The 26,681-nt window shown below is 59.2% G+C and carries 22 protein-coding genes; 9 read left to right on the forward strand and 13 right to left on the reverse strand.

What is annotated here, in order from left to right; genetic code table 11:
• The first annotated feature begins 235 nt into the window (after window positions 1-235).
• Both carB and psbA read left to right on the forward strand, forming a co-directional pair.
• Complete coding sequence (carB, locus tag SYN60AY4M2_RS13305; RefSeq protein WP_099813130.1) at window positions 236-3,460, forward strand: carbamoyl-phosphate synthase large subunit; 3,225 nt, start codon at window positions 236-238, stop codon at window positions 3,458-3,460.
• A gap of 323 nt (window positions 3,461-3,783) precedes the next feature.
• The gene (gene psbA / locus SYN60AY4M2_RS13310; RefSeq protein WP_099813131.1) at window positions 3,784-4,842 is read left to right on the forward strand and encodes a photosystem II q(b) protein; all 1,059 of its coding nucleotides are present in this window, start codon (window positions 3,784-3,786) and stop codon (window positions 4,840-4,842) included.
• On the opposite strand, the gene SYN60AY4M2_RS13315 is transcribed toward psbA, so the two are convergent.
• The 4 genes from SYN60AY4M2_RS13315 to SYN60AY4M2_RS13330 all read right to left on the reverse strand — a co-directional run bounded on the left by SYN60AY4M2_RS13315 (window position 4,839) and on the right by SYN60AY4M2_RS13330 (window position 8,762).
• Window positions 4,839-6,662, reverse strand: a complete 1,824-nt coding sequence (locus SYN60AY4M2_RS13315) for an aspartate kinase (protein ID WP_099813132.1) — start codon at window positions 6,660-6,662, stop codon at window positions 4,839-4,841. The two genes, psbA and SYN60AY4M2_RS13315, sit on opposite strands and share 4 nt — an antisense overlap.
• Before the next feature lie 44 nt (window positions 6,663-6,706).
• The gene (locus SYN60AY4M2_RS13320) at window positions 6,707-8,242 is read right to left on the reverse strand and encodes a site-2 protease family protein (RefSeq protein ID WP_099813133.1); all 1,536 of its coding nucleotides are present in this window, start codon (window positions 8,240-8,242) and stop codon (window positions 6,707-6,709) included.
• 83 nt (window positions 8,243-8,325) lie between these two features.
• Window positions 8,326-8,496, reverse strand: a complete 171-nt coding sequence (locus tag SYN60AY4M2_RS13325; protein ID WP_011430576.1) for a PCP reductase family protein — start codon at window positions 8,494-8,496, stop codon at window positions 8,326-8,328.
• Window positions 8,497-8,507: 11 nt separating this feature from the next.
• Window positions 8,508-8,762, reverse strand: a complete 255-nt coding sequence (locus tag SYN60AY4M2_RS13330; RefSeq protein WP_041439081.1) for a DUF751 family protein — start codon at window positions 8,760-8,762, stop codon at window positions 8,508-8,510.
• Between the two features lie 179 nt (window positions 8,763-8,941).
• Here SYN60AY4M2_RS13330 and SYN60AY4M2_RS13335 point away from each other — a divergent pair, with 179 nt between their 5' ends.
• Together SYN60AY4M2_RS13335 and SYN60AY4M2_RS13340 are read left to right on the forward strand one after the other, a co-directional pair.
• Entirely contained in the window at window positions 8,942-9,481 is a 540-nt protein-coding gene (locus SYN60AY4M2_RS13335; RefSeq protein ID WP_228375231.1) for an ATP synthase F0 subunit B, read from the forward strand.
• A 371-nt stretch (window positions 9,482-9,852) separates the two neighbouring features.
• On the forward strand, window positions 9,853-10,236 hold the full coding sequence (locus SYN60AY4M2_RS13340; RefSeq protein ID WP_011430573.1) for a hypothetical protein: 384 nt from the start codon (window positions 9,853-9,855) through the stop codon (window positions 10,234-10,236).
• A gap of 242 nt (window positions 10,237-10,478) precedes the next feature.
• On the opposite strand, the gene SYN60AY4M2_RS13345 is transcribed toward SYN60AY4M2_RS13340, so the two are convergent.
• Window positions 10,479-12,332 carry an AarF/ABC1/UbiB kinase family protein gene (locus tag SYN60AY4M2_RS13345; RefSeq protein ID WP_011430572.1) on the reverse strand — a complete coding sequence of 618 codons (1,854 nt, stop codon included), beginning with the start codon at window positions 12,330-12,332 and terminating at the stop codon, window positions 10,479-10,481.
• A gap of 401 nt (window positions 12,333-12,733) precedes the next feature.
• Between SYN60AY4M2_RS13345 and SYN60AY4M2_RS13350 the strand changes: the two genes are divergently transcribed.
• From SYN60AY4M2_RS13350 to SYN60AY4M2_RS13365, 4 genes are all read left to right on the forward strand, one after another.
• Complete coding sequence (locus tag SYN60AY4M2_RS13350; protein WP_011430571.1) at window positions 12,734-13,276, forward strand: NYN domain-containing protein; 543 nt, start codon at window positions 12,734-12,736, stop codon at window positions 13,274-13,276.
• A 193-nt stretch (window positions 13,277-13,469) separates the two neighbouring features.
• Window positions 13,470-14,606, forward strand: coding sequence for a citrate synthase (locus tag SYN60AY4M2_RS13355; RefSeq protein WP_099813134.1), 1,137 nt, complete (start codon window positions 13,470-13,472; stop codon window positions 14,604-14,606).
• Window positions 14,607-14,684: 78 nt separating this feature from the next.
• Window positions 14,685-15,734 (forward strand): permease, encoded by a 1,050-nt coding sequence (locus SYN60AY4M2_RS13360; protein ID WP_099813382.1) that lies wholly within the window; start codon window positions 14,685-14,687, stop codon window positions 15,732-15,734.
• 168 nt (window positions 15,735-15,902) lie between these two features.
• Window positions 15,903-16,370: a DUF29 domain-containing protein gene (locus SYN60AY4M2_RS13365; RefSeq protein WP_099813135.1), complete on the forward strand. Its 468-nt coding sequence runs from the start codon at window positions 15,903-15,905 to the stop codon at window positions 16,368-16,370.
• 22 nt (window positions 16,371-16,392) lie between these two features.
• Here SYN60AY4M2_RS13365 and SYN60AY4M2_RS13370 read toward each other — a convergent pair whose 3' ends face one another.
• The 7 genes from SYN60AY4M2_RS13370 to purB form a co-directional block, all read right to left on the reverse strand.
• Window positions 16,393-17,760, reverse strand: a complete 1,368-nt coding sequence (locus SYN60AY4M2_RS13370; protein WP_099813136.1) for an FAD-binding oxidoreductase — start codon at window positions 17,758-17,760, stop codon at window positions 16,393-16,395.
• A 112-nt stretch (window positions 17,761-17,872) separates the two neighbouring features.
• Window positions 17,873-18,670, reverse strand: coding sequence for a phosphate ABC transporter ATP-binding protein PstB (pstB, locus tag SYN60AY4M2_RS13375; protein ID WP_011433507.1), 798 nt, complete (start codon window positions 18,668-18,670; stop codon window positions 17,873-17,875).
• Window positions 18,671-18,740: 70 nt separating this feature from the next.
• Window positions 18,741-19,634, reverse strand: coding sequence for a phosphate ABC transporter permease PstA (gene pstA / locus SYN60AY4M2_RS13380; protein WP_099813137.1), 894 nt, complete (start codon window positions 19,632-19,634; stop codon window positions 18,741-18,743).
• Window positions 19,635-19,672: 38 nt separating this feature from the next.
• Window positions 19,673-20,656, reverse strand: a complete 984-nt coding sequence (pstC, locus tag SYN60AY4M2_RS13385) for a phosphate ABC transporter permease subunit PstC (RefSeq protein WP_099813138.1) — start codon at window positions 20,654-20,656, stop codon at window positions 19,673-19,675.
• 148 nt (window positions 20,657-20,804) lie between these two features.
• Complete coding sequence (gene pstS, locus SYN60AY4M2_RS13390; RefSeq protein ID WP_099813139.1) at window positions 20,805-21,866, reverse strand: phosphate ABC transporter substrate-binding protein PstS; 1,062 nt, start codon at window positions 21,864-21,866, stop codon at window positions 20,805-20,807.
• A gap of 520 nt (window positions 21,867-22,386) precedes the next feature.
• Window positions 22,387-23,367 (reverse strand): aspartate carbamoyltransferase catalytic subunit, encoded by a 981-nt coding sequence (locus tag SYN60AY4M2_RS13395; RefSeq protein WP_099813140.1) that lies wholly within the window; start codon window positions 23,365-23,367, stop codon window positions 22,387-22,389.
• A gap of 10 nt (window positions 23,368-23,377) precedes the next feature.
• A complete protein-coding gene (purB, locus tag SYN60AY4M2_RS13400; RefSeq protein WP_099813141.1) occupies window positions 23,378-24,673 on the reverse strand; it encodes an adenylosuccinate lyase in 1,296 nt (431 codons plus the stop codon).
• Window positions 24,674-24,806: 133 nt separating this feature from the next.
• Between purB and SYN60AY4M2_RS13405 the strand changes: the two genes are divergently transcribed.
• Window positions 24,807-25,388, forward strand: a complete 582-nt coding sequence (locus SYN60AY4M2_RS13405) for a Uma2 family endonuclease (RefSeq protein ID WP_011430559.1) — start codon at window positions 24,807-24,809, stop codon at window positions 25,386-25,388.
• Between the two features lie 116 nt (window positions 25,389-25,504).
• Here SYN60AY4M2_RS13405 and SYN60AY4M2_RS13410 read toward each other — a convergent pair whose 3' ends face one another.
• Window positions 25,505-26,680: an RNA-guided endonuclease TnpB family protein gene (locus SYN60AY4M2_RS13410; protein ID WP_099813142.1), complete on the reverse strand. Its 1,176-nt coding sequence runs from the start codon at window positions 26,678-26,680 to the stop codon at window positions 25,505-25,507.
• Window position 26,681 lies beyond the last annotated feature (1 nt).

Consider the following 26,681-nt stretch of genomic DNA (forward strand, 5'->3'; position numbering starts at 1 on the left):
GGCTTCTGCACTCCCACCGTGAGGCCTAGCCCTTTCTTTCAGAACTTTGACAATGGCCCCATCAACGTTGCGAACAATTGGAGTGGCCGTAGAGCGTCTCCTCGATCGGCAGATCCATGGATGGCTTTGCCGCAAAGATAGCGTTGACAGCAGGACGTTTCCCTGTCCGTTGAGCAACTTGACCTGCAGGCGACCTCTACAATAGAAGGCTGACCCTGCCACCCCTGGGATCCCTATGCCGCGCCGTACCGACATTCACAAGATCTTGCTCATCGGAGCGGGGCCGATCGTCATTGGCCAAGCCTGCGAGTTCGACTACTCCGGCACCCAAGCCTGCAAAGCCCTGCGAGAAGAGGGCTACGAGGTGATCTTGGTCAACTCCAACCCGGCCACCATCATGACGGATCCCAGTATGGCGGATCGCGTCTACATCGAGCCGGTGACGGCGGACTTCGTGGCCCAGATCATCGAGCGGGAGCGCCCCGATGCCCTGCTGCCCACCATGGGGGGACAGACGGCCCTCAATGTAGCGGTGGAGCTGGCCCGGCGCGGGATCTTGGACCAGTACGGGGTGGAGCTGATCGGGGCCAAGCGGGAGGCCATCGAAAAAGCCGAGGATCGGGAGCTGTTTAAGCAGGCGATGCAGCGGCTTGGCCTGGCGGTGCCGCGCTCGGGGCTGGCCCGCAGCCTGGCCGAAGCCAAGCAGATCGCTCACGAGATCGGCTATCCCCTCATCATCCGCCCCGCCTATACCCTGGGGGGCACAGGGGGAGGGGTGGCCTACAACCAAGAAGAATTTGAAGAGATCTGCGCCGCCGGCCTGGAGGCCAGCCCGGTCTCTCAGATCCTGGTGGAGGAGTCGGTGATCGGCTGGAAGGAGTTTGAGTTGGAGGTGATGCGGGATCTGGCGGACAACGTGGTGATCATCTGCTCGATTGAAAACATCGACCCCATGGGGGTTCACACCGGCGACTCCATCACCGTGGCCCCGGCGCAGACCCTCACCGACAAGGAGTACCAGCGGCTGCGCGACTACGCCATCGCCATCATGCGCGAGATTGGGGTGGAAACCGGGGGATCCAACGTGCAGTTTGCCGTCAACCCCGCCAACGGCGAGGTGCGGGTGATCGAGATGAACCCGCGGGTTTCCCGCTCTTCTGCTTTGGCCAGCAAGGCCACTGGGTTTCCCATTGCCAAGATCGCCGCCAAGCTGGCCGTAGGCTACACGCTGCCGGAGCTCCCCAACGACATCACCCGCAAAACCCCGGCCAGCTTCGAGCCCACCCTTGACTATGTGGTCACCAAAATCCCCCGCTTTGCCTTTGAAAAGTTTCCTGGGGCAGAGCCCGTTTTGACAACCCAGATGAAGTCGGTGGGGGAGGCGATGGCCATTGGCCGCACCTTCCAGGAGTCCATCCAGAAGGCCTTGCGATCCCTGGAGATCGACCGCCCCGGCTTTGGCAGCGACAGGCCGGAAGTCTTCCCAACCCCAGAGGAGGTGCGGGCCAACCTGCGCACCCCCAACCCCTTGCGCCTCTTGACCATCCGCACGGCTCTGCTCATGGGCTTTTCCGTTCAGGAAATTGCTCAGCTTACCCACATCGATCCCTGGTTTATCGACAAGCTGCAGGAGCTGGTGGAGGTGGAGCAGGTCCTCAAGGGGCGGGAATTGGGATCCCTGACGGCTGAGGATCTGCGCCACCTTAAGCAAATGGGCTTCAGCGACCGGCAGATCGCCCACCTGACCGGCTCCAGGGAAGCCCAGGTGCGGGCCCGTCGCCAGAGCTTGGGGGTGATCCCCACCTACAAGACGGTGGACACCTGCGCCGCCGAGTTCGAGGCCGCTACCCCCTACCAGTACTCCACCTACGAGAGCGAATCCGAGATCTTTCCCACCACCAAGCCAAAGGTGATGATTCTGGGGGGCGGCCCCAACCGCATCGGCCAAGGGATCGAATTCGACTACTGCTGCTGCCACGCCGCCTATGCCCTCAGCCGCCTGGGGTATGAGACCCTCATGGTCAATTCCAACCCAGAAACCGTTTCCACCGACTACGACACCGCCGATCGCCTCTACTTCGAGCCCCTGACCCATGAGGAAGTGATGAACCTGGTGGAAGCGGAGCAGCCGCTGGGCCTAATCGTGCAGTTTGGCGGCCAAACCCCCCTGAAGCTGGCCCAGGGGCTGGCAGCAGCCCAGGCCCCCATCTGGGGCACCTCTCCTGACTCCATCGACATAGCCGAGGATCGCGGCCGCTTTGGGCGCCTGCTCCAGGAATTGGGGATCCGCCAGCCGGCCCACGGCATTGCCCGCAGCGTGGAAGAAAGCCTGGAGATTGCCCGCCGCATCGGCTACCCGGTGGTGGTGCGGCCCAGCTATGTGCTGGGGGGACGGGCCATGGAGATTGTCTACTCGGATCAAGACCTGCGGCGCTACATGCAGCTAGCCGTGGCGGTGGATCCCGACCGTCCCGTGCTGGTGGACCAGTTTCTGGAAGACGCGGTGGAGGTGGATGTGGATGCCATTGCCGACCACACCGGGGCTGTAACCATTGGCGGGATCCTGGAGCACATCGAGCAGGCCGGGATCCACTCCGGGGATTCTGCCTGTGTCTTGCCCAGCCGCACTCTCAGCCCTGCTGTGCTGCAGGTGATCCGCGACTGGACGGTGAAGTTGGCCCAAGCTCTCAAGGTGGTGGGGCTCATTAACGTCCAATACGCCGTCCAGAAAGAGCAGGTTTACGTTCTGGAAGCCAACCCGCGCGCTTCCCGCACCGTGCCGTTTGTCAGCAAAGCCATTGGCCACCCCCTGGCCGCCTACGCTGCCCAGGTGATGAGCGGCAAAACCCTGGCAGAGCTGGGCTTTACCCAGGAGGTGATCCCGCCCTACGTGGCTGTTAAGGAAGTGGTGCTGCCGTTTCACAAGTTCCCCGGCACCGACACGCTGCTGGGGCCGGAGATGCGCTCTACTGGGGAGGTGATGGGCATTGACACCGACTTTGGCCGCGCCTTTGCCAAAGCGCAACTGGCTGCCGGCCAGGACCTGCCCCTAGAGGGCACGGTGTTCATCAGCGTCAGCGACCGCGACAAGCAGGCGGTGATCCCGGTGGCCCAAGAGTTTGTCCAGCTGGGCTTTCGCCTGCTGGCCACTGCCGGCACCCAAAAAGTGCTGGCCGAGCACGGGATCCCGGTCGAGAAGGTGCTCAAGCTGCACGAGGGCCGGCCCCACGTCATCGACGCCATCAAAAACCGCCAGATTCAGCTCATCGTCAACACCCCTTCTGGCGGCGAAGCCCAACAGGATGCGCAGAAGATCCGCCGCACCGCCCTGGCCTACAAGATCCCTTTGGTCACTACTCTGGCTGGAGCCAGGGCTACCGCCGCCGCCATCCGCGCTCTGCAGTCAGGATCCCTGGGGGTGAAGTCCCTGCAGGAGTTTCACGCCGAAATTGGGCGATAGGAGCCTGCCGGGGTTGCTTTTCTGAAGAAATCCTTAAGACCTCCACCTTAAGAAATCCTGAAGTTCTCGACTGCAAAAACTGGCTCTTGAGGCCTGGGAAAAGGGGTGGAATATAAACTGCAATACTAATCTGCATGTTTGTATCGATAAATCAATTTATTTCACATTTTGGCTGCAGACGTTAGGTATCCTTGGCAGTTTTCTTGAGACTGTCTAGCGTGGAAGGAGAAGAATCCTCAGGGCAAGGCTGAGTAACTTCCTGAGGTCACTTTGCTAAGAGCAAGTGGGAGAAAGCTCTCCTCAAATTTTCTAGGAGTTGGCCTATGAGTGTGGTTGTTCGGCGCTCCGCTGCCGCACGGCGGCTCTGGAGCTGGGAAAGTTTTTGCCAATGGATCACTAGCACCGAAAATCGGCTTTACATCGGCTGGTTTGGCGTATTGATGATCCCGACGTTGTTGGCGGCGGTCTTCTGTTTTGTTATCGCTTTTATTGCCGCTCCGCCGGTGGATGTGGACGGGATCCGCGAGCCGGTGATCGGCTCTTTGTTGGGGGGCAATAACCTCATTTCTGCGGCGGTGGTGCCCACCTCAGCCGCCATTGCCCTGCACTTTTACCCCATCTGGGAAGCTGCCTCTTTGGAGGAGTGGCTCTACAACGGCGGCCCCTACCAGCTCATCGTGCTCCACTTTTTAATCGGCATCTGGTGCTATTTGGGCCGGCAGTGGGAGCTGAGCTACCGGCTGGGCATGCGCCCCTGGATTGCGGTGGCTTTCTCCGCCCCAGCGGCGGCTGCGACGGCGGTGCTCTTGGTCTATCCCATCGGCCAGGGCAGCTTTTCGGAGGGGCTGCCGCTGGGCATTGCCGGCACCTTCCACTTCATGCTGGCCTTCCAGGCGGAACACAACATCCTCATGCACCCGCTGCACCAACTGGCAGTGGCGGGGGTGTTCGGCGGCGCCCTACTGGCTTCTCTCCACGGCTCCCTGGTAACCTCTAGCCTGATCCGGGAGACTTCAGAAGAGGAGTCAGTCAATGCCGGCTACCGCTTTGGCCAGCAGGAGGTCACCTACAACTTCCTGGCCGGCCACTACGCCTTCTTGGGGCGGTTGGGGATCCCCAGCCTTGGCTGGCGCAACAGCCGCTCTGTCCACTTCTGGATGGCGGCCCTGCCTACCTTAGGGATCTGGGCGGCGGCAATCGGCATCGGCCTCATGGCCTTTAACCTCAATGGCTTTAACTTTAACCAGTCCCTCCTGGACAGCCAAGGCCGGTTCATCCCTACCTACGCCGATCTCCTCAACCGCGCCAACTTGGGGATCCAGGCCATGCACGCCCCCAACGCCCACCACTTTCCTCTCTTGCTAGCGGCCAAGGTGGACTAGGGTCGATCCAGCCCGAAGGCACGGTGGGCGGCCTGGAGGGCACGCACCCCCTGCTCCCGCCGCACCACGCAGCTCACCTTAATCTCTGAGGTGCCGATCATCTCAATGTTGATCCCGGCGTCGGCCAGAGCCTTGAACAAACGGGCAGCCACGCCGGGATATGTTTCCATCCCGGCACCGACGATGCTGACTTTGGCAATGTCGTGGTCGGTCTCGACCCCCGCCGCCTGCAGCTCCTCGGCCACCTGCCGGCACACGGCCTCAGCCGCCCTGGCCTGATCCTGAGGCACCGTAAAGGCGATGTCGGTGCTGGGGATCCCGTTGTGGTAGCCCCGCTGGCTTTGGATGATGGTGTCGACGATGATACCGGCAGCGGCCAGGCGTCCAAACAGATGGCCAGCCGTCCCCGGGCGATCCGGCACCTTGCGCAGGCCCAGCCGCGACTGCTTCAAATCCAGGGCAACGCCGCGCACCGGGTGGTCGCTTGGGCGGGGATCCCCGCAAGGGGCTGCCTTGACCCGATGCAAATGGGGGATCACCTGGAACGCTTCCCCCAGCGCCAGGGCGGCCTCCCCGGCCCGCTCGTCAGCCACCACACAGCTCACCTTGATCTCCGACATGGAGATCATTTGGAGATTGATCCCAGCTTCTGCCAGCACCTGGAACATCTGGGCGGCAATGCCCGGGCGGCCCATCATCCCCACCCCGGCAATGCTGACTTTGGCCACCGCCTCATCGACGATGACTTCCCTACACCCCAGCTCCTGGCCCACCTGCCGCGCCACGGCTGCCGCCTGGGCCGCCTGCGCCCGGCTGACGGTAAAAGCAATGTCGTTGATAGGGGATCCCTCGGCTGCACTGAGGTGGAGCGACTGCAGGATTAAATCGACATTGATCCCGGCTGCCGCAATTTCCTGGAACAGTTGCGCGGCAATGCCCGGGCGATCCGGCACTCCCACCAGCACCAACTTGGCCTGATCCCGATCCAGCTCCACCGTATCCACTGCCTGGCCCAGCTCAATGCTGCTGTCGGCGGGGCGAGGACGGGGAGGGGGAGCAAGAATGAGGGTGCCCTCGGATCCCGCCTGCAACGGTTCTAGGCTGGAGCGCACCCGCAGCTTGACGCCGTAGTTGCGGGCAATCTCCACCGAGCGGGGGTGGAGCACCTGCGCCCCCAGGCTGGCCAGCTCCAGCATCTCGTCGGCGGTAATCTCCGGCAACAGCCTGGCCTCGGGTACCTTGCGCGGGTCGGTGGTAAAGATCCCCGGCACATCGGTGTAGATCTCACACAGCTCTGCCCCCAAAGCCACCGCCAAGGCCACCGCTGTGGTGTCCGATCCCCCCCGCCCCAGGGTGGTGATCTCCAGCTCCGCCGGGCTGGTGATGCCCTGAAACCCGGCCACCACCACCACCTCTCCCCGCTCTAGGTGTTGCCAGAGGCGGTCGGTGTGGATGTGCAAAATGCGGGCCCGCCCGTGATCCCGGGTGGTAACAATCCCTACCTGAGCCGCCGTCAGCGAAACGGCAGGATAGCCCAAGCGCTGCAGCGCCAACGCCAGCAGGGCAATGCTTACCTGCTCGCCCGTGGAAAGGAGCATGTCCCACTCCCGCCACTGGGCCGGCGTGGTCGGGGATCCCTGCAAGATCTGCTCCCCCAGCTCCACGAGGCGGTCGGTTTCGTCCCCCATGGCCGAGACCACCACCACCACCCGCTGCCCCCGATCCACCGTGTGGGCCACCCGCTGGGCCACGGCTTGGATGCGCTCGATGGAGCCGACGGAGGTGCCGCCGTACTTCTGGACAATTAAACCCGCTTGCATAGCCAGGGCTGAGCTGGTTGACGTGGTTTGGATCCTATCCCGAACTAGGCCAAGGCCAGCCAGCTTTGCAAAAAGGGCGGCACCGGCAGCAGGATCAGCACCAGCAGCGTCAGCATCCCCAGCCCCAGCAGATCCCGCCCCTCGTCCAGCTCCGTGACGTCGTTGAGGGCCGGCTCGTCGGCGCTGGAGATGACAAACAGCAGCAGCGCCCACAAGAGTAGCCAGGGCTGCACCGTCAAAGCCAACAGCAGCACCAGCCAGCGAGCTACCCGGCCCACATTGGCTCCCATCTGCTGCCCGTACACCGCGTGGACAATGTGCCCCCCATCCAGTTGGCCCACCGGCACCAGGTTAAACGCGATCACCACCAGGCCCAGCCAGCCGGCAAAGGCCAGCGGGTGCAGATCGATCACCTGGCCCGGCTGCAACTGATCCCCCAGCACCATACGCGCCAAGATCGCCAGCAGCACCGAGAGGCGTGGGTCGATGCGATGGAAGCTAATTGGGGTGGGCTGCCCCTCCGGCACCGCCGGCGGATCCCCAGGCGCCGAAAAGGACAGCCCCAGCAGCAACATCGCCAAAGCAACCAGGCTGCCCGCCAGCGGCCCGGCAATGGCAATATCAAACAACACCTTGCGGTTGGGCACCGGCTCTTTCAGCTCGATGAAAGCCCCGAAAGTTCCCAACACAAAGGGCACCGGGATGAAATAGGGCAGCGAGGTTTTGATGCCGTGGCGGCGGGCCACCCAGTAGCGGATCCCCTCATGGGATCCCAGAATGGCCAGGATCCCAACTGCGTAGGGCAACCCCTTCAGCAGAGACGGGAGATGCAGCAGCCGGTCAGGGCCGACCCCAGCCGCCTGGGCCCCGGCAGTGAGAGTCGTCCAAAAGGTAAACAGCAGCAGCCCCAGCGCCAGCAGAGGCCACTCCTGCTGACGGGTTAGGGAGCGCCGTGCCGCCGGGTTGGGCACCAAGGCAAAAAAAGGCTTGCCGGCAAACCCCTCCTGCAGCACCACCAAGAAGCGTTTGCCAAAAGTGTTTTCTACATTGCGCTGCACCCGCTCATAGGCTTCCGTGGGATCCGCCCGCAAATTGCCGCGGCAGATGATGGCCTGGGGACGGTACTCCACGCTTTGCAAATAAAAAACATTCCAGGGGAAGCAGTGGTTGAGCTTTTCTCGCGGCACCTCCGAGATGGGGGTGTGGACAAGAGCCGCCGAGGCCAGATCTGCAGCACTGTCCTCCTTTTCTTCCTCTGCTTCAAGCAAAGACTCGCGATCCGATCCCGCAACCGGCGAGGTGTTTTCCGCCCCCGGTTGAGAGCCTGCCGTTGGAGGTCGGAGGCGCCCCCGGCGTACCAAAGTCATGCTGGTAAAATAGGAAGCCAGAAACAGCCCCAACATGAGCAGGGGGGGCATTTCGTACTGAAACACCTGACGCCCCAGCACCCAGATCAAAGGGGGCATCATCATCACCAGCCACAGGATCCGCCAGGGCACCTTGGAGAGGCGGGCCACACTTTTTTGCAGCAGCAGGTAGGTTGCAGAACCCACCAGTGCCAACAGGATCCAATCTGCCATGAGTTGCAAAAAACAGAGGAGAACACCTCTACCAAGCTAGCGGCAAACCCAATCTCCCTGCTATGGCCAGCAGGGGGGATCCCTCAAGAGCCAAACTTTTGCTTGGCCTGCTCGTAAACTGCCACTGTGATCTTCTGGATCCCGGCTTCGCGGGCAAACTGTTCAATCTTCTTACGGGCAGCCGGACGCACAAAGAAGGGGATTTCTTTAAGGCGCGCCTCTGCTTCTGGCGTCCACTCTATCGCTTCGTCCATCCCCCCTGCCCTCAACGCAACATCCACGCCGGCAGGAGAGTGTGCCCTGTCATGCCTCGCAGGGTGAAATAGACAAACAGCAGCAACAGCAGGGATCCCAGCACAACCAGGGCTGCCGAGGTCGGACTTTTGCGGTACAGGTTAACAAAAGGCTGTAAGCCAGCCCAGATCCCCCCCAGCAAGACGGTAATGAAGTAGGTAGGGTAGCGGGAGACATTCTCCACAAATTGATCTTCCAGTCGACGAGGAGGCTGCGGCTGTGGCATGGGCAGATCGCAATCCAACAACTTCCCCTCAGTTTGCCACAGAGACCGGTTTCTGTCCCCCCGGCTGAAGAGGGATAGGAACCAGGGGGAAGCCGCCCAGGCTCAGAACCGCGAGAACCTGATATGGTAGGCGTTATCCTGCCTGCTTAGCTCAGCCCAGCCACCCACTCTCTGGCCTGATGCGAGAATTGCCCCCCGATGCCCTCAATCGCGCCGGTGACCTGCTTGGGGAACAGACCCTGGCGCTGATGCGCGTCCAGGAGGCTTTGGATCAACTGGAGGCAGCCATTCTCAGCAGTCCTCGTCTGTTCTGGTCTCGCACCCTTATCGACGAAGAGAAGATCCTGGAGCAGTTGGACTTCATCCGCCTCAACCTGCCCACAGCCTTGGAGGAAGCCGAGGAGGTGCTGCGCCAGCGGGATCAGATTTTGGCCGAGGCCCATCGTTACGCCCAGGAGATCGTGGCCGTGGCCCAGCGCCGCGCCGAGCAGCTCGTCAGCGAATCGACCATCCTACGCCAGGCTCAAGCGCAGGCAGAACAGTTGCTGCGACAAACCTACCAACAGAGCGAGGAGGTGCGGCGACAGACGCTGCAGGAGTCGGAGCGCCTACAACGGGAGGCCCATCATTACGTGGATCAGGTTTTGCAAGACCTAGAGCTGCGGCTGTTGGAGTCTCTGCGGGTGATCCGCAACGGGCGACAAAACCTTCAGACCTAAATTTGTGCTCGACCAGAGAGTGTTCATCGGTTCAGTTTTAGGCCAATATAAAAGGTAGCATCCGGGCTTCTTTACCCTGCGGATCTGTGGTAACCAAACTAACCTCCGCCAGGAAAGACGAAGACAAGTCTCGGATGGGCGGCCAGGAACTCGACGCGCTGTAGATTGCTGCTGCAGGCAAGGAACCTCGAGCTTTTGTGGCAAGCTGGCGCAGTTCTCCCTTCGCTTAACTGAGAGCGTGTGTTCCTCTTCTCAGCGATTGCCCCAACATTGGACTCATCGAGCTACCTTCCGCGGCGGGCTCTGTCCTCAGCCTGCGAGTTCCGGCTTTTACCCCTTTTGGGGAACCACTCAGTCGTCTAGGAGATTCTATGACCATTGAACCGAAAGCCCGTAAGAACCGCGAAAATGCCAACTCCCGTTCCCGCAGCCGTCGCCGTGAATCGGCCAAAGGGATCAAAGGGGCCAATCCAGCCGCCAGCCTCTCCCTGCCGAAGTTGATCCAAGAGAATGCTGTGCTCCAATCTCGCAGCCAGTTGTTGCTGATGTACAGCGACTTCCAAACCGAAATGCCCAACGACGGCAAAACCGGCGTTGGCACCTGGCTGCAGAACCGCCTCAAGGAGTACGGCATGCCCAGCCTGCTGCGTTTTGGCCCGCGCTCCTGCCCCCAGGTTTTCCGCCGCGATGAATTTTCTGAGTGGATGACGCTAGCCCTCAATGCCGTCAGCCCCAAAGACGAGAGCGCCAGCTAGGAGAGGTAGACTCTCGTCGGGGCAGACCTGAACTACGCTGAAGAGACTGCGCCATTGGGTTCAGCCGGGAAAGTTCCTTCTGCCTGCTTCTCTCAACATAAGGATGTCGTTGGGATTTTCCCGGCTTGCTCTTCTTAGTTAGTGGCCGACACTCGCGGGGCAACCCAAAGCTTTTTCCCGGAGGCTGGTCTTGTTGCCCCGCAGAGCAGAAAGGTTCTGGTCTGTTCAGCGCAAGGGGAAGGTCAGGCAGCAGCAGGTTTTGCAGCTTTCATCGGCCCAGGGCTCCCGTTGTGCCCGTTTACGGGCTTTTTCTCATCCTCCGACAACAATAGGTCGCGGATAAGCCGGGCTGCCGAGCGTTGCAACCAGCGGGAGGCCAATTGCCGGCCCAGTTGCTGGGCTTCCGGCTTGGTGGCTATCTTGGCGACGATGGGCAGAAGCTGCAGCGGCTGAAAGGTCGGGTTGCGGCTGAGGAGTTCCCACAGACGTTGCAAATGAGCCAAGCCGTCTGAGGTGCCGTTCCCCGAGCTGGAGAACAGCACATCCACCAGCCGCTCCCGCAAGAAAGCCCCCCGCTCGGAAAAGATAAAATCGACGGCCTTTTCCAGGGATCCCTGCAGGTCAAAGTCTTCGCTGTTGGCGGCGTTGCGCAGCAGGTTCTCCAGGCGGTTCCAGCGGAATTGCCCCTGGTTAAACAGCAGCTCCCGCAGGGCGGCGCGTAGCTCTGGAGCCGGGTCGGTGAGCAGCCGCTGGGCCACATAGGGATAGGCCACGCTCAACACCTTGAAATTGGGATCCAAACTGATGGCGATCCCCTCCAGGGTGAGCAAAGAGCGGATGATCAGGGCGTAGTAGGCAGGCACGCGGAAGGGAAAATCGTACATCACCCCCGAGAGCTTATCCGTGATGCTTTTGAAGTTCAGCTCGGCCACGGAGCTGCCCAGGGCCTCGGCAAAGACAGCTTCCAAAGCGGGAATGATGGGGGTGAGATCCGTATCGGGATCCAGGAACTCCAGATCCACGTAGTCCTGCGCCAAGGCAACAAAATCCCGGTTCACCAAGTGGACGATGGCCTTGATCAGGCCGTAGCGCTGGTGGGGCTGGATGGTGCTCATCATGCCAAAGTCGATGTAGGCCAGCCGCCCGTCGTGCATGGCCAAGAGGTTGCCCGGATGGGGGTCAGCATGGAAAAAGCCATGCTCCAAAAGCTGCTTAAGGGAGCAGTTAACCCCAATCTCGATCAGGTGCCGTCCATCTAGCCCTGCAGCGGCAATTTTGTCGAGTTGGGTCAGCTTGATGCCGTCGATCCACTCCATCGTCAGCACCTTGGTGCGGGTGTACTGCCAATAGATTTTCGGGGCGTAGATGGAGGGGTGGCGGTACAGCTCCAGGAAGCGCTCAGCGTTGCGGCCCTCTTGGGTGTAGTCCATCTCCTCGTAAAGCCGCCCGGCAAACTCATCCACAATGCCCACCAAGTCGCTGCGGATGCGGCGGAAGGTGCGCTTGGCCCAGGCGGCCAGGCTGCGGATGATGTACATGTCCAGGGAGATGCGCCCGATCAAATCGGGCCGCTGCACCTTGACGGCGACTTTCTCCCCTGTGTGCAGATAGGCCTGGTAAACCTGCCCCAGGCTGGCAGCGGCAACCGGTTCCGGGCCGATCTCGCGAAAGATCTGCTCTACCGATTGGCCGATCTCCGACTGGATAAGGGCAAAGGCGGTGGCATTGTCGAAGGGGGGCAGCTCATCCTGAAGCTTGGCCAGTTCTTCTAAAAAAAGAGGCGAGACCAGGTCAGGACGGGTGGAGAGAGCCTGGCCAATTTTGATAGCTGTCGGCCCCAATTCCGTGAGGATCTCCCGCAGCCGCGCCGCGTGCTTGGGCCGATTTTTCAGCTCCACCCCTCGCCAGCGATCCCAAAACACCCAGGCCAACAGACCCAAAAAGGGGGTGATCAACTGGAATAGACGCCCCAGCACCAGATCCCAGCGCCCCCGGTATTGCTCGGCCAATTGCTCCGGATCGTAGCGCAGGGCTGGCTGCGACAGGGTAACCTCAGCCCCCGCCGCTGCCGAAGCCGGTCGAGGCTGGGTTGCCACTGGTTTGGTTACTGCTGCTGTTGACGGTATTGCGCCCATAGAAGTCCCGACGGATCTCGTAACACATCTTAACTTGCTAGCTCGGGTGCGGTAAAAATGGTCTTCTCGACAAACCTGCGGGCGAACTCAGGCGAAAAGTAACACCCAACCGCTCAAGGGAAGTCGCGTAGAAAAAAGCTTTGGGCCTGAGGCAGACCCCTTACGACTGCTTTCCTTGAGGACTTGCAACCCCTGGGGGGCGTCTTTGAGGCAGTCTTCCTCTCCTGGTTCACTTGCAAGCCCAAGACTGTGAGTGGGCCAGCCTCAAAAGGGTCTTTACGGCGCTCTTTGATAAGGATTAGGATAAGGGTGCAAACTGATACAAATTGGTGCGATCCTGGGCAAGGGATCCACCACTATGCATGACAGCTTCCTCCCCCACAGTTTTATTGGTTGACGGCTACAACATCATCGGAGCTTGGCCCACCCTAAAGAAGTTGGCACGTCGCTCCCTGCTGGACTTGGCGCGTCTGCGCTTGGTGGAATCTTTGGCCAGCTACGTGGCTTTCCGCGGCTACCGGGCGACTGTGGTGTACGACGCCTATACCCAGCCCACTCCTGCCCGACAGGAGCGTTCTCCCTCCGGCATCGAGATTTTCTACACTGCTTACGGGGAAACTGCCGACGCCTGCATCGAACGGCTCTGTGCTCAGTTGCAGGCAAAGGCTTATCGGGTACGGGTGGCCACCTCAGATCGCGTCCAGCAGTGGGTGATCGGCGGCTACAACGCAGAATGGCTCTCGGCAGAACAACTGTGGGCAGAAGTGCAGCAGGCTCAAGAGCAGATCCGGCGCATCCAGCCCAAGCGGCTGCCGAGCAGGCGGGGCATTGATTTCTATTTGAACCCGGAGACCTTCTCTCGCCTCAACCGCTGGCGACTCTCCGGTCGGGATCCCGTACATTAACTGGCGAGGTGCTCCGAGGCAAACCTGATACCGGAGCAGGGTCTTTCTCACCCTGGCTGATATGGGTTGCCAAAGCCCTTCTCAGGGTAGGCAAAGGCGGGATCTGGCTTCAGAGATCCAGATCTGCTTTAATGTAGCGAATGTAGTGACGCCCCTGTTCTCTCCTTGGGGGGCTCATTTCAGGGATCCGACTATGGCGGATGGCGAATACAGGCCGGGGCTAGAAGGCGTTCCGGCCACGCGCTCTAACATTAGTTTTGTCGATGGCCAGGCAGGGATCCTGGAGTATCGGGGCATTCCCATCGAGGAACTGACGGCCCAGAGCACCTTTCTGGAGACGGCCTATCTGCTGATCTTCGGCAAGCTGCCGACGCAAGCCGAGCTGGACAACTTCGATCAGGCCGTCCGCAGCCATCGGCGGGTGAAATACCGCATCCGCGACATGATCAAGTCGTTTCCCGAGTCGGGCCACCCCATGGATGCCCTGCAAACCTGTGTTGCCAGTCTGGGGATGTTCTATCCGGTGCGAGAGGCGGATCCCGACTACGTGTTCGGCACGGTTACCCGTCTGCTCGCCAAGCTGCCGACGATGGTGGCGATGTTTCACCAGATGCGCCAGGGCAACGATCCCATCCCCCCCGACGACAGCCTGGATCATGCCGCCAATTTCCTCTACATGCTCTCCGGCAAGAAGCCGGATCCCTGGCTGGCCCGCATCTTCGATACCTGCCTGATCTTGCACGCCGAACACACAGTCAATGCCTCTACTTTTGCCCTGCTGGTGAGCGCCTCTACCCTGGCCAGCCCCTATAGCAGCCTGGCCACGGCGGTGGGTACCCTTTCGGGGCTGTTGCACGGCGGGGCCAACCAACAGGTGATGAGGCTGTTGCGACAAATCGGCTCGGTGGAAAATGTGCGCTCGTTTATCGAAGAGAAGCTGGCCAAAAAAGAGCGCATCATGGGCATGGGCCATCGCGTTTACAAGGTGAAGGATCCGCGGGCCACCATCCTGCAGCGGCTGGCAGAGGAGCTGTTCGAGCGCTACGGCCACGACAAGTACTACGACATCGCCCTGGAAGTGGAGCGGGTGTGCGAGGAGTTGCTGGGGCCGAAGGGGATCTACCCGAATGTGGACTTCTACTCAGGGTTGGTCTACGCCAAGCTGGGGATCCCAGAAGATTTGTTTACACCGGTGTTTGCCATTGCCCGAGCGGCGGGTTGGCTGGCCCATTGGCGGGAGCAGTTGTCCGATAATCGGCTTTTCCGACCCACCCAGGTGTACACAGGTGAACGCCAGCAGCGCTACATCCCCATCGAGGAGCGGAGTTGAGGGCGGTTTGACAGGGCGCTGGGCCGGGATCCCAACTCAATAGAGCCCAAATTGGTGTGAGGTGGTGCGTTGAGCCTTTTGGATTCTCCTCTCTGGCGCGATGGGTTCACCCTCTTTTTGAGCATCGTGGTGCAGGCCATGCCCTTTTTGCTCTTGGGGGTGTTCCTTTCGGGGCTGATGGCGGTGTTTGTCGAGGGATCCCAGTTGGCCCGCTTCCTGCCCAAAGGCAAAATCGGCAGCGCGGTGGCTGGCGGTGCTTTGGGGTTCTTTTTTCCGGTGTGCGAGTGCGGCAACCTGCCGGTGGCCCGGCAACTGGTGATCAAGGGGATCCCACCCCATGTGGCGGTGGCTTTTTTGTTGGCAGCGCCGGTGTTTAACCCGGTGGTGATCTTTTCCACGTGGATTGCCTTTCGCAACATGCCGGAGCTGGTGGCCTACCGGGTTCTTTTTTCTTTTGGCATTGCGGTGGCCATCGGCTTGCTCTTCAGCGTGCAAAAAGATCTGGAGCCTTTGTTGCAACCGGCGGTTTGGCGAGAGCTGCAGCGCAACCGCTGCCAAGAGGCAGCTCTGAAAAGCACCTCCCGCTCGCCGTTGTTGCAGGGGGGCACCTTCTGGATTGGCTCGCGAGGCCCTGCTCCCTCTGGCGGATCCCTGGCCACTCTGCAGAGGGCTGAAGAGGTGTATCGGGCGGCGCTGGCCGCTGCCCCTGCTCTCTCTTGGCGGCAAAAGGGATTGCTGCTGCTGCAAACCTGGGCTAGAGAGATTCGCGAGCTGGGATCCGTGCTCATCCTGGGCTCGGCAGTAGCGGCCTTCGTGCAGACGGTGATCCCGCGTTCGTTTGTGCTGGATTATGGCCAAGATGCGCTGGTCTCGATCCTGATCATGATGGCGCTGGCCGGGATCATCTCCATTTGCTCGACGGTGGATGCCTTTTTTGCCCTCTCCTTTGCCGCCACCTTCACGCCGGGATCCCTGTTGGCCTTTATGGTGTTTGGGCCGATGGTGGACCTGAAGGCCATTGGCTTGATGCTGACTTTGTTCAGGCCCCGCGCCATTTTCTACTTGGTGCTCCTGACTTTTCAGTTCACTTTAGTAGGGGCTTTGGCCATCAATTACTACTGTAGTTAAAATCTTGGATAGGTAGTCCCCGCAGCGAACGATAGCTTAACTGCAGGGTCAGCGGCGATTAGGCTGAGATATTCAGAGTGCCAGGATCTCTGAGATTGAGAAGTTGGGCAGGAGGGCATTGTCCCGGCTGGAGCTGAAACGACTACATACAGGCGGCAGGATAGAACCGTGAGCAACCTATACTTTGCAGATTTTAACTTGTGGATTGCCCAAACAACCCAGCTCTTGCGGGAGGGACGTTGGCAAGAAATTGATCTAATCCATTTAATTGAAGAGGTTGAGGATTTGGGTAAGAGCGAACGGCGAGGGATGACCAGCCAATTAACTCGCCTTCTCCTGCATTTGCTCAAGTGGCAATATCAACCTCAGCGCCGCTCAGATAGCTGGTTGGATTCCATCACAGATGCGCGAACCCAAATTGAATTGGCCCTCGAAGATAGCCCCAGCTTAAGAGGATATCTGGCCGAGCAACTGGAAAAGAGCTATCAACGGGCACGCCGCCATGCAGCTCAGCAAACCGGTATGGATATCTCGGCCTTTCCGGAGACTTGTCCCTATGCTTTGGAGCTGGCCTTGGCAGAAGATTGGCTGCCAAGCCCCTCTCCTTTTGGAAGAGGAAACTCAGAGATCGCCTAAGGATAGAGACCTCTCGGCACTGTCAAGCAGAAGCCCGCCCTTGCCAACTGCGCATCTTGCCGGGGTTAAGCAACCCGTAGGGATCCACTTCTTCCTTGAATCGGATCTGGCGCGGATCCATCACCTTGCGACCCCCCTCTTCGATGATGTAGGTGTGAGGGTTGGCGATGAAGACTCCCTGCGCCTCGTGATAGCGCATGATCTCGTTGAGGCGTTCTTCAGTGGTAAAGCGCACAATTTGCAGGCCGACCGGGGCAACCTGGCCGCGTATGCGAATCCATTCCAGGTGCATCAGCACTTCGTCGCCAAAGTGCTCGTACAGGTGCTGCACCAACTTCAGCTCCCGGTCGGGCGGAAAAATCGATTGTAGATAGGTCAAATTGGGATCCACGCTGCGGCAGTGCAGGGTGGTGTGGTTCCAGGAAAATTCCCCCAGCGAGATCCCCTTGGCCGCCTCCTGCGCCGTTTTGTTGTAGACCACCTGGCCGCCATGTTCCCGAATTAGCTCCAGCAACGGCTCCAGGCTGGGCTCGGCCACCATCACCAGGGCCACGGCGGATCCCTGGGGCAAGTAGTCCTGCAGGGGGACGAAGTAACGAGGGATCGGCCAGGCGTGCAGGCTGATGAGTTTCTTGAGGATCCCATCTGCCTCGGCCAGGGCCTGCCCAAAGTGGGCGCAGGGCATAAACCCCACCTCAGGGGGAAAGGCCACCACCAGCTCTGCCCATGGGTAGGCCGGCGCCAGCGGGATCTCTACTTCTGTGATGATCCCGTTGAGGCCCCAGGCATGGCTGACTTTAAACACGTCGTCTCCCCGCAGCTCCAGGGCCCGCGGCTCCTCTTCGACTGTGATCACCCGCAGCCCCAAGATGTTGCCCCGATCCAGCAATTGGCCGTAGGTCACAGAGCCAATGCCGCCGCTGCCCCCGGCAATGAACCCCCCAATAGTGGCCGTACGGTAGGTGGAAGGGGCCATACGGATCTCCCAGCCCAGCTCGCGGGTGTGTTTGTCGATGGCCATCAACTTGGCCCCCGCCTGCACCCGCGCCAAGCCCGGCTTTGCCCAAAGCACCTGGTTGAGCTTGCCCATGTCCAGGATCACACCCCCGGCCAGCGGGATACATTGGCCGTAATTACCAGTACCGGCACCGCGCACCGTAACCGGGATCCGCAGCCTGGCACAGGCCGCTGCCACCCGCATCACCTCGGCCTCATCGGCGGGGCGCACCACCAAATCTCCCCGCTTGTCGCTCAGTTGTCGGCTCAGCACGGGGCTGTAGTGGTAAAAATCCAACGACAACTTGGCCACCTGAGCCGGATCAGTGATGATCTCAATACCCTCTAAGTCAGAACGCAAAGCCTGCAGCTTGTCAGGAGCGGCAACGATCATAGGTATCCGTATTTGGGTGCAACGGTTCTTCAGACTCCATCATCGGCAGAAATTGCCTGCAAAAGGGTTTGCCGAGAACAGTATGGGAAGGATCCCTGTCCGGCCAGGTCGATTAGCCGAAGCGGCCCTCCACATAATCTCTTGTGGCTTGCTTGGTGGGGCTGTTGAAGATGACTTCAGTTCTGTCAAATTCAATCAGCTCGCCCACACGGTTGGATCCCACCAGCTCCACACTGAAGAAAGCCGTCATATCCGAGACGCGGCTGGCCTGCTGCATGTTGTGGGTGACGATGATGATGGTATATTCCTCCTCCAGCTCCTTCATCAGCTCTTCGATACGGCGGGTGGAAATGGGATCCAACGCCGAACAGGGCTCATCCATCAAAATCACATCCGGCTGTACCGCCAGAGCGCGGGCAATACACAAGCGCTGCTGCTGCCCTCCCGACAGCGACTGACCATTTTCTTTCAACTTGTCTTTGACTTCATCCCAGAGGGCAGCCCGTTTCAGCGAGGTTTCCACCACCTCGTCCAAGTCTACCTTCATCCCCAGCACCCGCGGGCCGTAGGCCACGTTGTCGTAAATGCTTTTGGGGAAGGGATTGGGTCTTTGGAAGACCATGCCGATACGCCGCCGCACCGCCACCGGATCGACCTCTTTGGCGTAGAGATCCTTGCCGTGGTAGGTGAGCTTGCCCTCTACACGAGCACCGGGGATCAAATCGTTGGTGCGGTTAAAACAGCGCAGAATCGTGCTTTTGCCACAGCCGGAAGGGCCGATAAACGCAGTAATCTGTCGGGCTGGGATGTCCAGAGTAACATTTTTTACCGCCAGATTGGAGCCATAGTAGACATTCAGGTTCTCGGTCCTGAAAACGTAAGAGGTCTGGTTAAGAGATTGAGTTTGCATGGCAGCACTCACAAAAAGAGCTAGAGTTCGACGAAGAGTTCGATTCAAGACTTTGTTGAGAATCCTCAGGCTATTTCCTGGTCTTGTACACCAAAAAGCGAGCGGTCAAGCTGGCCGCCAAAACAATGGCTAACAAAACCAAAGCGCCCGCCCAAGCCAGCTGCTGCTGCACCCTGTAGGGAATGATGGAGAAAAAGTAGACCATCACCGGCAAGGTAGCCACCGGGCCAAAGAGATCAGTAGACCAGAAATTGTTGTTGAAGGCGGTAAAGAGCAGAGGTGCAGCCTCGCCTGCCGCTCGGGCCAAAGCCAGGATTAGCCCGGTTACGATGGCCGGTGCCGCTGCCGGCAAAACAACGCGCATTGTGGTCTGAAAGCGATTTGAGCCCAGGCCAAGGGAAGCCAAGCGCATGTCGGGCGAAACCAGCAGCAACGCCTCCTCGGTGGAGCGGATGACAATCGGCAGCATCAGCACGCCAAAAGCCACCCCTCCCGAGAAAGCCGAAAAGCCGGATCCCCTCACCACCACAGCATAGGCAAACAGGCCGCAGAGAATGGCCGGTACCCCCGTGAGCACATTGCAGGAAAACTTAACCAGATAAGCCAAGCGGGTGCCGCGACCGAATTCAGACAAGTACACTGCCGCCAAGATGCCGAAGGGAAAGCTCAAAGCCGCCCCCGTAGCCAGCACCATTAAACTGCCGACAATTGCGTGACCAAAGCCCCCTTCCGCCAGGCCAGGGGCAGGGTAGCGGGTCTGGGTGAGGACATCCCAATTTATCCGCTGGATGCCTTCCTTGCCCACATCCCACAGCACCCAAGATAGGGAAGCTATGATCACCGCCACAAAGAGGCCACTCAGCAGGGTTAGGACAATGCCTGTGTAATTGCGGACAGGGGCAATGGCGGCACGAGTAATGTCGATGTCAACCTTCTCAGGGGCAAGCTGTGCTGAGTCGGACATGATAACAGTGCTCCTTCATCTTCTTTCTGCTTCCCAAGTTACTGCTCCAAGTTTTGAAACTTGCGGATGATGATCTCGGCAACGATGTTGACCAATAACGTCAGCACCATCAGCACCACGCCGGCATACATGAGAGCCGAAACCTGCAAGCGTCCTGCCTCCCCAAACTGAGAAGCAATCAAGGCGGTAATGGTGGATCCCGGCTGCATTAGGGAGATATTGATGCGGTTGGCGTTGCCAGAAAGCATGGCCGCTACCATGGTCTCTCCCAAAGCCCGTCCCAGCGCCAGCATGATCGAGCTGACGATACCCGACAGGCCGGCAGGGATCATCACCGTTAAGATGGTCTCCCAGCGGGTTGCCCCCAGAGCCAAAGCCCCCTCTTTTAGGCTGCGTGGCAGAGATTCAAGGGTACTGCGGGTAATGGAGATGATGATGGGAGAGATCATGATCCCCAGCACCACAGCCACTATCAACAAGCTGGGCCCCCGCGGAGCCGGGCCACCCAAGAAAGGGATCCAACCCAGCGTCTGGTTAATGGCTCGAAAGATGGGCCGCACTGCTGGAATCAGCACAAAGATCCCCCACAGCCCCAGCACCACACTGGGAGTGGCCACGATCAGCTCAATGGCAAAGCTAATCGGCTCCGTTACCCACTTGGGGGCAAAACCTTCCGTCAAAAAAATGGCAGTGCCAATGCCCAGAGGGATGGCAAAAATCAAAGCCACCAGAGAGGTTACCAAACTGCCATAAATCTGCGGCAGCACCCCGTAGATGTTTTCCACCGGGTTCCAGCGGGCAGTAACCAGGAAGCCCAAGCCAAACTGCTGAATCGCCGGCAGAGCCGCTTCGGTGGTTTGAAGAATCACCCAGATGAGGATAATGCCGGCAAACCCTGCCAAGGCCAGCGTCAGGCGGACAAAGCCCACATCAACAGCCCGAGACAGGCTCGCCTTTTTCTCAATGTCAACATCGATATCCGGGTTTGGTGGTGAACCATAACCCGTAGCCGCTGAAGTCATAGCCTCTCTCCCATGATCATCTTCGGTTCAAAATCTTTCCTAAAAATCCCACCGTGCAAGGTAAGCCCAGCAGCCGACCGAGAAAGCCTCATCTGCCTCCTCAGACGGCCACCAGCTCCACTCTAGTGGAGTTCAGGCTGCAACCCAGTCATCGCACCGCATTGGGGTTAACGGTGATGGCATCCAGCTCTGCAAAGATCCGCTGGATAGCCGCCTCAGGCATAGGGATGTAGTCCAGCTCCTTGGTGATGGCTTGACCCTCTGGCCCCTGGGTCCATTTCAGAGTCTCCACCAGCTTGGTCAGCTTCTGCTGATCGGGATACTCGCGGTACAGCATCACCCAGAACAAGCCCACGATTGGGTAGTCATTTGGCCCTTCCGGGTCGGGCACCAACAGCGCAAAGTCATCAGGAATGGGAGCATCCAGCGCCGAGGTAGCTGCCTCAGTCGAGAACTCAACAATGTTGCCCGCTTTGTTTTCCAAGCGAGCAGTGGCCATCTTTTCCAGCTTGGCATAGGACTGGTTCACGTAGCCAATTGCCCCTGGCTCCTGCTTGATGGTGGCGGCTACGCCCTCATTCCCTTGGGCTCCAATGCCAACAGGCCACTCGACAGAAGTACCAGCACCGGCTGTCCAATTAGGGCAGACAGTTCTGATGTGGTTGGTGAACACAAAGGTAGTCCCAGAACCATCAGAGCGGTGTACCCAGGTGATGTCCAGGGGTGGCAGCTTGTTTGCTATACCTGGGTTCTCGGCCTTGATGCGAATGTCGTCCCAGCGAGTGATCTCGCCGGTCACGATGCCGCAGTAGGTTTTCCGCTTCAGGATGAGCTCTCCGTCTTCAATGCCGGGCAGGTTATAGGCAAACTCGATGGCCCCTCCCGCCAGAGGCAACTGTAGGGGATCATAGCCGTATTTAGCTCGGAAGCTTTCCAGGCGAGCACCGGAGAAAGGCGCCTCGGAAGCGCCGAAGTCCACAGTGCCATTGATCACCTGCTCTAGGCCAGCACCACTACCGACAGACTGATAGCTGACTTGCACAGTGGGGTCTACGGTGCGGTTGTAGGCGTCAAACCAACGTTGCAGCAAAGGAGCCGCAAAGGTCGCGCCCGCCCCGGAGATTTGCACGGTTTGGGCTTGAGCCGAGGTCGCTGTTAGAAATCCTACTGTTAGAGCGGTGAGGGAGAAAGCAGAAAGCAGGGTTCGCATAGGTAATATCTGTGGCAAATCAACATCTTCAACTCTATAACCTCAAAGTTAACGGAAGGATATCTAAAGGTTAACTTTGGGTTAAGTCAAGAGAAAAATCGATATTTTTGAGTGTGCTGGCTCGTTTCCAAACCTCGATTTTCCATCTGGTGGTTTTGGCCAGTTTGGATTTCAGCAAAATCAGGATCCTGGAGCCCAGGATCCGCAAAAAGGCTTATGCTGCTGAACTTCTATCTCGTTTGACAACTCATTTGACAACCAATCCAACAAACATAACTTGAATAAGAGCTGAGCTGGGACGGCTGCAAAAAAACTGGATCCAGATCCAAGATGTGTAAAATTTGATACAAAGATGTTGCTCCCCTCTCGGCAAGCTTGGACATGATTTCAGCAGGGCGGTAAAAGCTCTGGCCAGAGCTTCTTCCGACTTTTGACAGAGAGAATTAGCTAGGAGATGGACTTCAACACTCCAGACGTGAGGCAGCTCTACATGTTCCCCGAGCAGAGAAAGATCTGGGCTCTAAGCTGGGATCCGCCCGCCCCCCATGAGGTACAGCAGGGCCATGCGCACCGCCACGCCGTGGGTGACCTGCTGCTCAATCAGGTTCAAGCCGGGATCCTCCATCACCTCGGAGCTGAGTTCCACACCGCGATTGACCGGGCCGGGGTGCAGAAGCTTGACATCCGGGTGACACAGGCGCAGTCGTTGCCGCGTGAGGCCGAAAAGGTGGTGGTATTCCTGCAGGCTGGGGAGAAGGAACTCGCCCATGCGCTCCTGTTGCAGGCGTAGGGTGATAACAAAACGCGACCCTTCGAGGGCAGGCTCCAGCTGCCAATGGACAGGGAGCGTATGGCCGGGCACAAACTGGGCAAAATCTTTGGGCAACAGGGTGGGAGGGCCGGCTAAGTGAACCTCAGCTCCGGCGGCCACCAGGGCGTAGATATCGGAGCGGGCCACTCGCGAGTGGAGAATATCGCCGACAATGGCGATTTTGATCCCTTGCAGCAACTCCAGGCGGGGACGCCGGGGATCCAGATGGCTGCAGAGGGTAAACAAATCCAGCAAACCTTGGGTGGGATGTTCGTGCAGGCCATCCCCAGCATTGAGAACGCCCACAGGGGATCCGCGGCGGTCGATCTCGGCAGCTAATTGTTGGGGCACTCCTGCCTGGGCATGGCGAACGATCAAGAGATCGGATCCCATGGCCAGAAAGGTGCGGGCCGTATCCAAGAGCGTCTCCCCCTTGCCCAAGGAAGAGGTGCCTGGGGAAAAGTTGAGCACATCTGCCGAAAGGCGCTTGGCCGCCAGCTCAAAACTGGAACGAGTGCGGGTGGAAGGCTCGAAGAACAGCGTCACCACCACCTTCCCCTGCAAGGTGGGCACCTTGGGCAACCGCCGCGTCAACACCTCCTGGAAGCTGGCAGCGGTTTGCAAAACGATTTGATATTCTTCGGGGGTAAAGTCCGCCAAGCCCAAGACGTGCTGTCGCTGCCAAACCATAGGGGATCCCTCAAATGCCCAGGCGGGCAAAGATCTCGTCCAAATGGGTTAGGTGGCGCCGCGGATCAAAACAAGCCTGCAGTTCCGCCTCGCTGAGGTGAGCCATCACCCGGGGATCCGCCAGCAGATTGGCGCGGAAATCCCCGCCGGGCTGGTTCCAGGCGCGGTGAGCATTTTCCTGCACCAGGCGGTAGGCTTCCTCGCGGCTCAAGCCCTTCTCCACCAAGGCTAGAAGCACCTGCTGGCTGAAGATGACGCCGCCGTAGAGGTTGAGATTGCGCTCCATGTTGCCGGTGTGAACCTGCAGGTGGCGCACCAGGTCGGCCATGTTCACCAGCAGGTAGTGGCAGAGGATGGAGGCATCGGGCAGGATAACCCGCTCCACCGAGCTGTGGGAGATGTCCCGCTCATGCCAAAGGGGAATGTTTTCTAGGGCCGAGACGGCATACCCGCGCAGGAGACGGGCCAGCCCCGTCAGTTGTTCCGCCTTGATGGGGTTGCGCTTGTGGGGCATAGCAGAGGATCCCTTTTGGCCGGGGGCAAAGTACTCCTCAGCCTCCAGTACCTCTGTTCGCTGCAGGTGGCGGATTTCAGTAGCAAAGCGCTCTAGGGAAGAGCCAATCAAAGCCAAGGTTTGCACATACTCGGCGTGGCGATCCCGCGAGATCACCTGGGTTGAGACCGTATCCGGCTTGAGCCCCAAGCGGGCGCAGGCCAACTGCTCCACCTGGGGAGGCACGTTGGCGTAGGTGCCCACTGCCCCCGAGATCTTGCCCACTGCCACCACCTCTTGCAGGCGTTCCAGCCGCTCCTGATGGCGCAGGCACTCGGCCAGCCACCCTGCCAGCTTAAAGCCAAAGGTAATCGGCTCGGCGTGAACACCGTGGGTGCGGCCGATCATGAGGGTGTAGCGGTGCTGCCGAGCTTGGTCGCGGATAGCAGCGATGAGGTCGGCCAGGCGGGCTTGCAAGATCTCCACCGAGGCCACAAGCTGCAGGGCCAGGGCCGTATCCAACACATCCGAGCTGGTCAGGCCCAGGTGGATGTAGCGCCCTGCCTCGCCCACGTGCTCGTTGAGGTTGGTTAAGAAGGCAATAACATCGTGCTTCACTTCCGCCTCAATTTCCAAAACCCGCGCCGGGTCAAAGGCGGCTTTGGCTCTGATCTCCTGCAGGGCTTCTTGCGGGATCCGCCCCAGCTCCGCTTGCGCTTCACAGACAGCCAGCTCCACCTGCAGCCAGGTCTGGAGCTTGTGGGCAGTGGACCAAATCTGACCCATTTCGGGCAGAGTGTAGCGCTCGATCAAGGTGCCTTTTCCGTCGGTACATTAGGATGATCTAAACTATTCTAGCCTTTGGCGTCCCCCCTCGAGGAAAAGCCGCTGGGGGATCCCTGCGGGCTTGGCTTGCGGTGTCGAAGGAGCAGCAAGGAGTTTGCAGATGACCGTCGGAGCTGTGCCAACTCAGGGAAAAAGAGCTTGGACAGCCGAAGAATTCATGGCGTTGTCCAGGGAGGGACATCGCTACGAGATTGTTGATGGAAAGCCAATTGATATGGGAAGCGCGGGGGCACTCCATGGTTATGTCTGCAGCCTCCTATTGGCAGCTTTGACCCCCTACGTTTTGTCCAACAAGCTGGGGATCGTTTTAGATTCCAGCACTGCTTTTAAGATGAAGAGTGGAAATTGGCGCTCCCCTGACATCTCTTTTTTTGCTAAAGAACGCTTGCAGGGCATGGCTGAACTGCCCACAGGATTTTTGGAAGGCGCTCCAGATCTGGCTGTTGAAGTGCTTTCCCCCCGCAATACGGTTGAAGAAATTCATGACAAGCTGGTGGAGTACTTTGAAAATGGCAGCCGCCTGGTTTGGCTGGTTCACCCCAGCGAGCACTACGTCCTGGTGTATCGCAGCTCTCAAGAGCCTGACCGCCTCCTGAAATCGGTTGATCTTCTAGAAGGTGAAGAGGTTATTCCAGGATTTGCCCTGCCGGTGGCTCATCTATTCCAGAAGCTTTCCTTGTAACATCCCCCCGCCCTCACTCTAGCCAATAGAGCTTGGGCCTCCCAACCTTGCCATTGGGCATTCCTGCCCCGCGTCACAGAACGACTTGGCAGAGGAGTCGGTATCTCGACCGTAAACTACCCGACCCTGACTGCTTCGCAGTACGGGGCGGGCTTTCGGTAGCCCTGCAGTTGGCAAGCCAACCACGGACCTCTAGGCTGGTTTACGACAGCCCCAAGTTTGGCAATCATGTTGGCCCCATTCCAGTCCGCATCCCCTTCCCATCCACAGTGCCCACACTTGAACGACTTGCCACTGCGATAGGATTGCGCAGGGTCGGGATGGATGTGCAAACACTTGTGACAGGTCTGCGACGTGTAGGCAGGCGGCACCAGAATCAAAGCAACTCCTGCACGCAGAGTCTTGTATTCCAGAAACTGCCTCAGTTGGTAGAACGCCCAACTGTTGGCCCTGCGTCGCTCGGCTTTGCTGCGGGGTTGTTGGTTGATACGCTCCCGTATCCCTGTCAAGTCTTCCAGAGCAATAGCGCTGTTGGTAGCTTTTGCCCTAGAGACAATAGCTTTAGAGATGCGATGATTGACCCACGCTTGAAAGCGTCTCTCCTTGCCAGACAGCCGTTGCAGCAGTTCTCTGCATCTGCGCCGCGAACTGCGTGTGCCCTTACTGGCTTTGCGTTGGAGTGCCGCCCTCAACCGGGAGTAGTGGTCTCGGACTCGGTTCAACTGCTGTCCATTCCAGTTATCTCCTTCCGATGTATGGGCAATATCTGTCCTTCCCAAGTCCACCCCGATCACCTTGTCGGTATCTTGTTGCTTGGGTGGCTTTTCCTCTACGCAAATCTGGATGTAGTAGGAGCCATCTTTGCGCTTGACCAGCGTGGCAGCTTTTGGGTTGGAACCAGCCAGCATCCCACGCTGGTAGTTGCCAATGGCCAGTTCAAAGCGTTCTCTCCCTTCAACCGTGGTCAGCGACACCGTCCAGTCTTTTTGACGGAACGAAAAGATGCGAGCGTCGTAGGTAACAAAGCCGCTCTTAAACTCCTTGACGGGACGCTTTTTCTGCTTAGCCACTTTGCGGGAACCCGCTACCCGTCTGCACACCTGTTGAGCCAAGTTACTGGACAAGCCGAACCGGGCTCGAATCTCGTAGTAGCAAAGGGATTGCAGCTTGACCGCGTTGACGATCTTCTCCTGCGTGTTCTGGTTGACCCAGTTCAATGCCTGTACAAAGGCATCCATCGTCGCGTCCAATTTGGCGGCTTGCGACGGGGACACCTTGAGCTTGCAGGATATG

It is taken from the genome of Synechococcus sp. 60AY4M2 (assembly GCF_002760375.1).
Taxonomy (GTDB): Bacteria; Cyanobacteriota; Cyanobacteriia; order Thermostichales; family Thermostichaceae; genus Thermostichus.

Coding starts and splice junctions, on each gene's coding strand:
- carB (WP_099813130.1), top strand. CDS start 236: ATGCCGCGCCGTACCGACATTCACAAGATCTTGCTCATCGGAGCGGGG.
- psbA (WP_099813131.1), top strand. CDS start 3,784: ATGAGTGTGGTTGTTCGGCGCTCCGCTGCCGCACGGCGGCTCTGGAGC.
- SYN60AY4M2_RS13315 (WP_099813132.1), bottom strand. CDS start 6,662: ATGCAAGCGGGTTTAATTGTCCAGAAGTACGGCGGCACCTCCGTCGGC.
- SYN60AY4M2_RS13320 (WP_099813133.1), bottom strand. CDS start 8,242: ATGGCAGATTGGATCCTGTTGGCACTGGTGGGTTCTGCAACCTACCTG.
- SYN60AY4M2_RS13325 (WP_011430576.1), bottom strand. CDS start 8,496: ATGGACGAAGCGATAGAGTGGACGCCAGAAGCAGAGGCGCGCCTTAAA.
- SYN60AY4M2_RS13330 (WP_041439081.1), bottom strand. CDS start 8,762: ATGCCACAGCCGCAGCCTCCTCGTCGACTGGAAGATCAATTTGTGGAG.
- SYN60AY4M2_RS13335 (WP_228375231.1), top strand. CDS start 8,942: ATGCGAGAATTGCCCCCCGATGCCCTCAATCGCGCCGGTGACCTGCTT.
- SYN60AY4M2_RS13340 (WP_011430573.1), top strand. CDS start 9,853: ATGACCATTGAACCGAAAGCCCGTAAGAACCGCGAAAATGCCAACTCC.
- SYN60AY4M2_RS13350 (WP_011430571.1), top strand. CDS start 12,734: ATGACAGCTTCCTCCCCCACAGTTTTATTGGTTGACGGCTACAACATC.
- SYN60AY4M2_RS13355 (WP_099813134.1), top strand. CDS start 13,470: ATGGCGGATGGCGAATACAGGCCGGGGCTAGAAGGCGTTCCGGCCACG.
- SYN60AY4M2_RS13370 (WP_099813136.1), bottom strand. CDS start 17,760: ATGATCGTTGCCGCTCCTGACAAGCTGCAGGCTTTGCGTTCTGACTTA.
- pstB (WP_011433507.1), bottom strand. CDS start 18,670: ATGCAAACTCAATCTCTTAACCAGACCTCTTACGTTTTCAGGACCGAG.
- pstA (WP_099813137.1), bottom strand. CDS start 19,634: ATGTCCGACTCAGCACAGCTTGCCCCTGAGAAGGTTGACATCGACATT.
- pstC (WP_099813138.1), bottom strand. CDS start 20,656: ATGACTTCAGCGGCTACGGGTTATGGTTCACCACCAAACCCGGATATC.
- pstS (WP_099813139.1), bottom strand. CDS start 21,866: ATGCGAACCCTGCTTTCTGCTTTCTCCCTCACCGCTCTAACAGTAGGA.
- SYN60AY4M2_RS13395 (WP_099813140.1), bottom strand. CDS start 23,367: ATGGTTTGGCAGCGACAGCACGTCTTGGGCTTGGCGGACTTTACCCCC.
- SYN60AY4M2_RS13405 (WP_011430559.1), top strand. CDS start 24,807: ATGACCGTCGGAGCTGTGCCAACTCAGGGAAAAAGAGCTTGGACAGCC.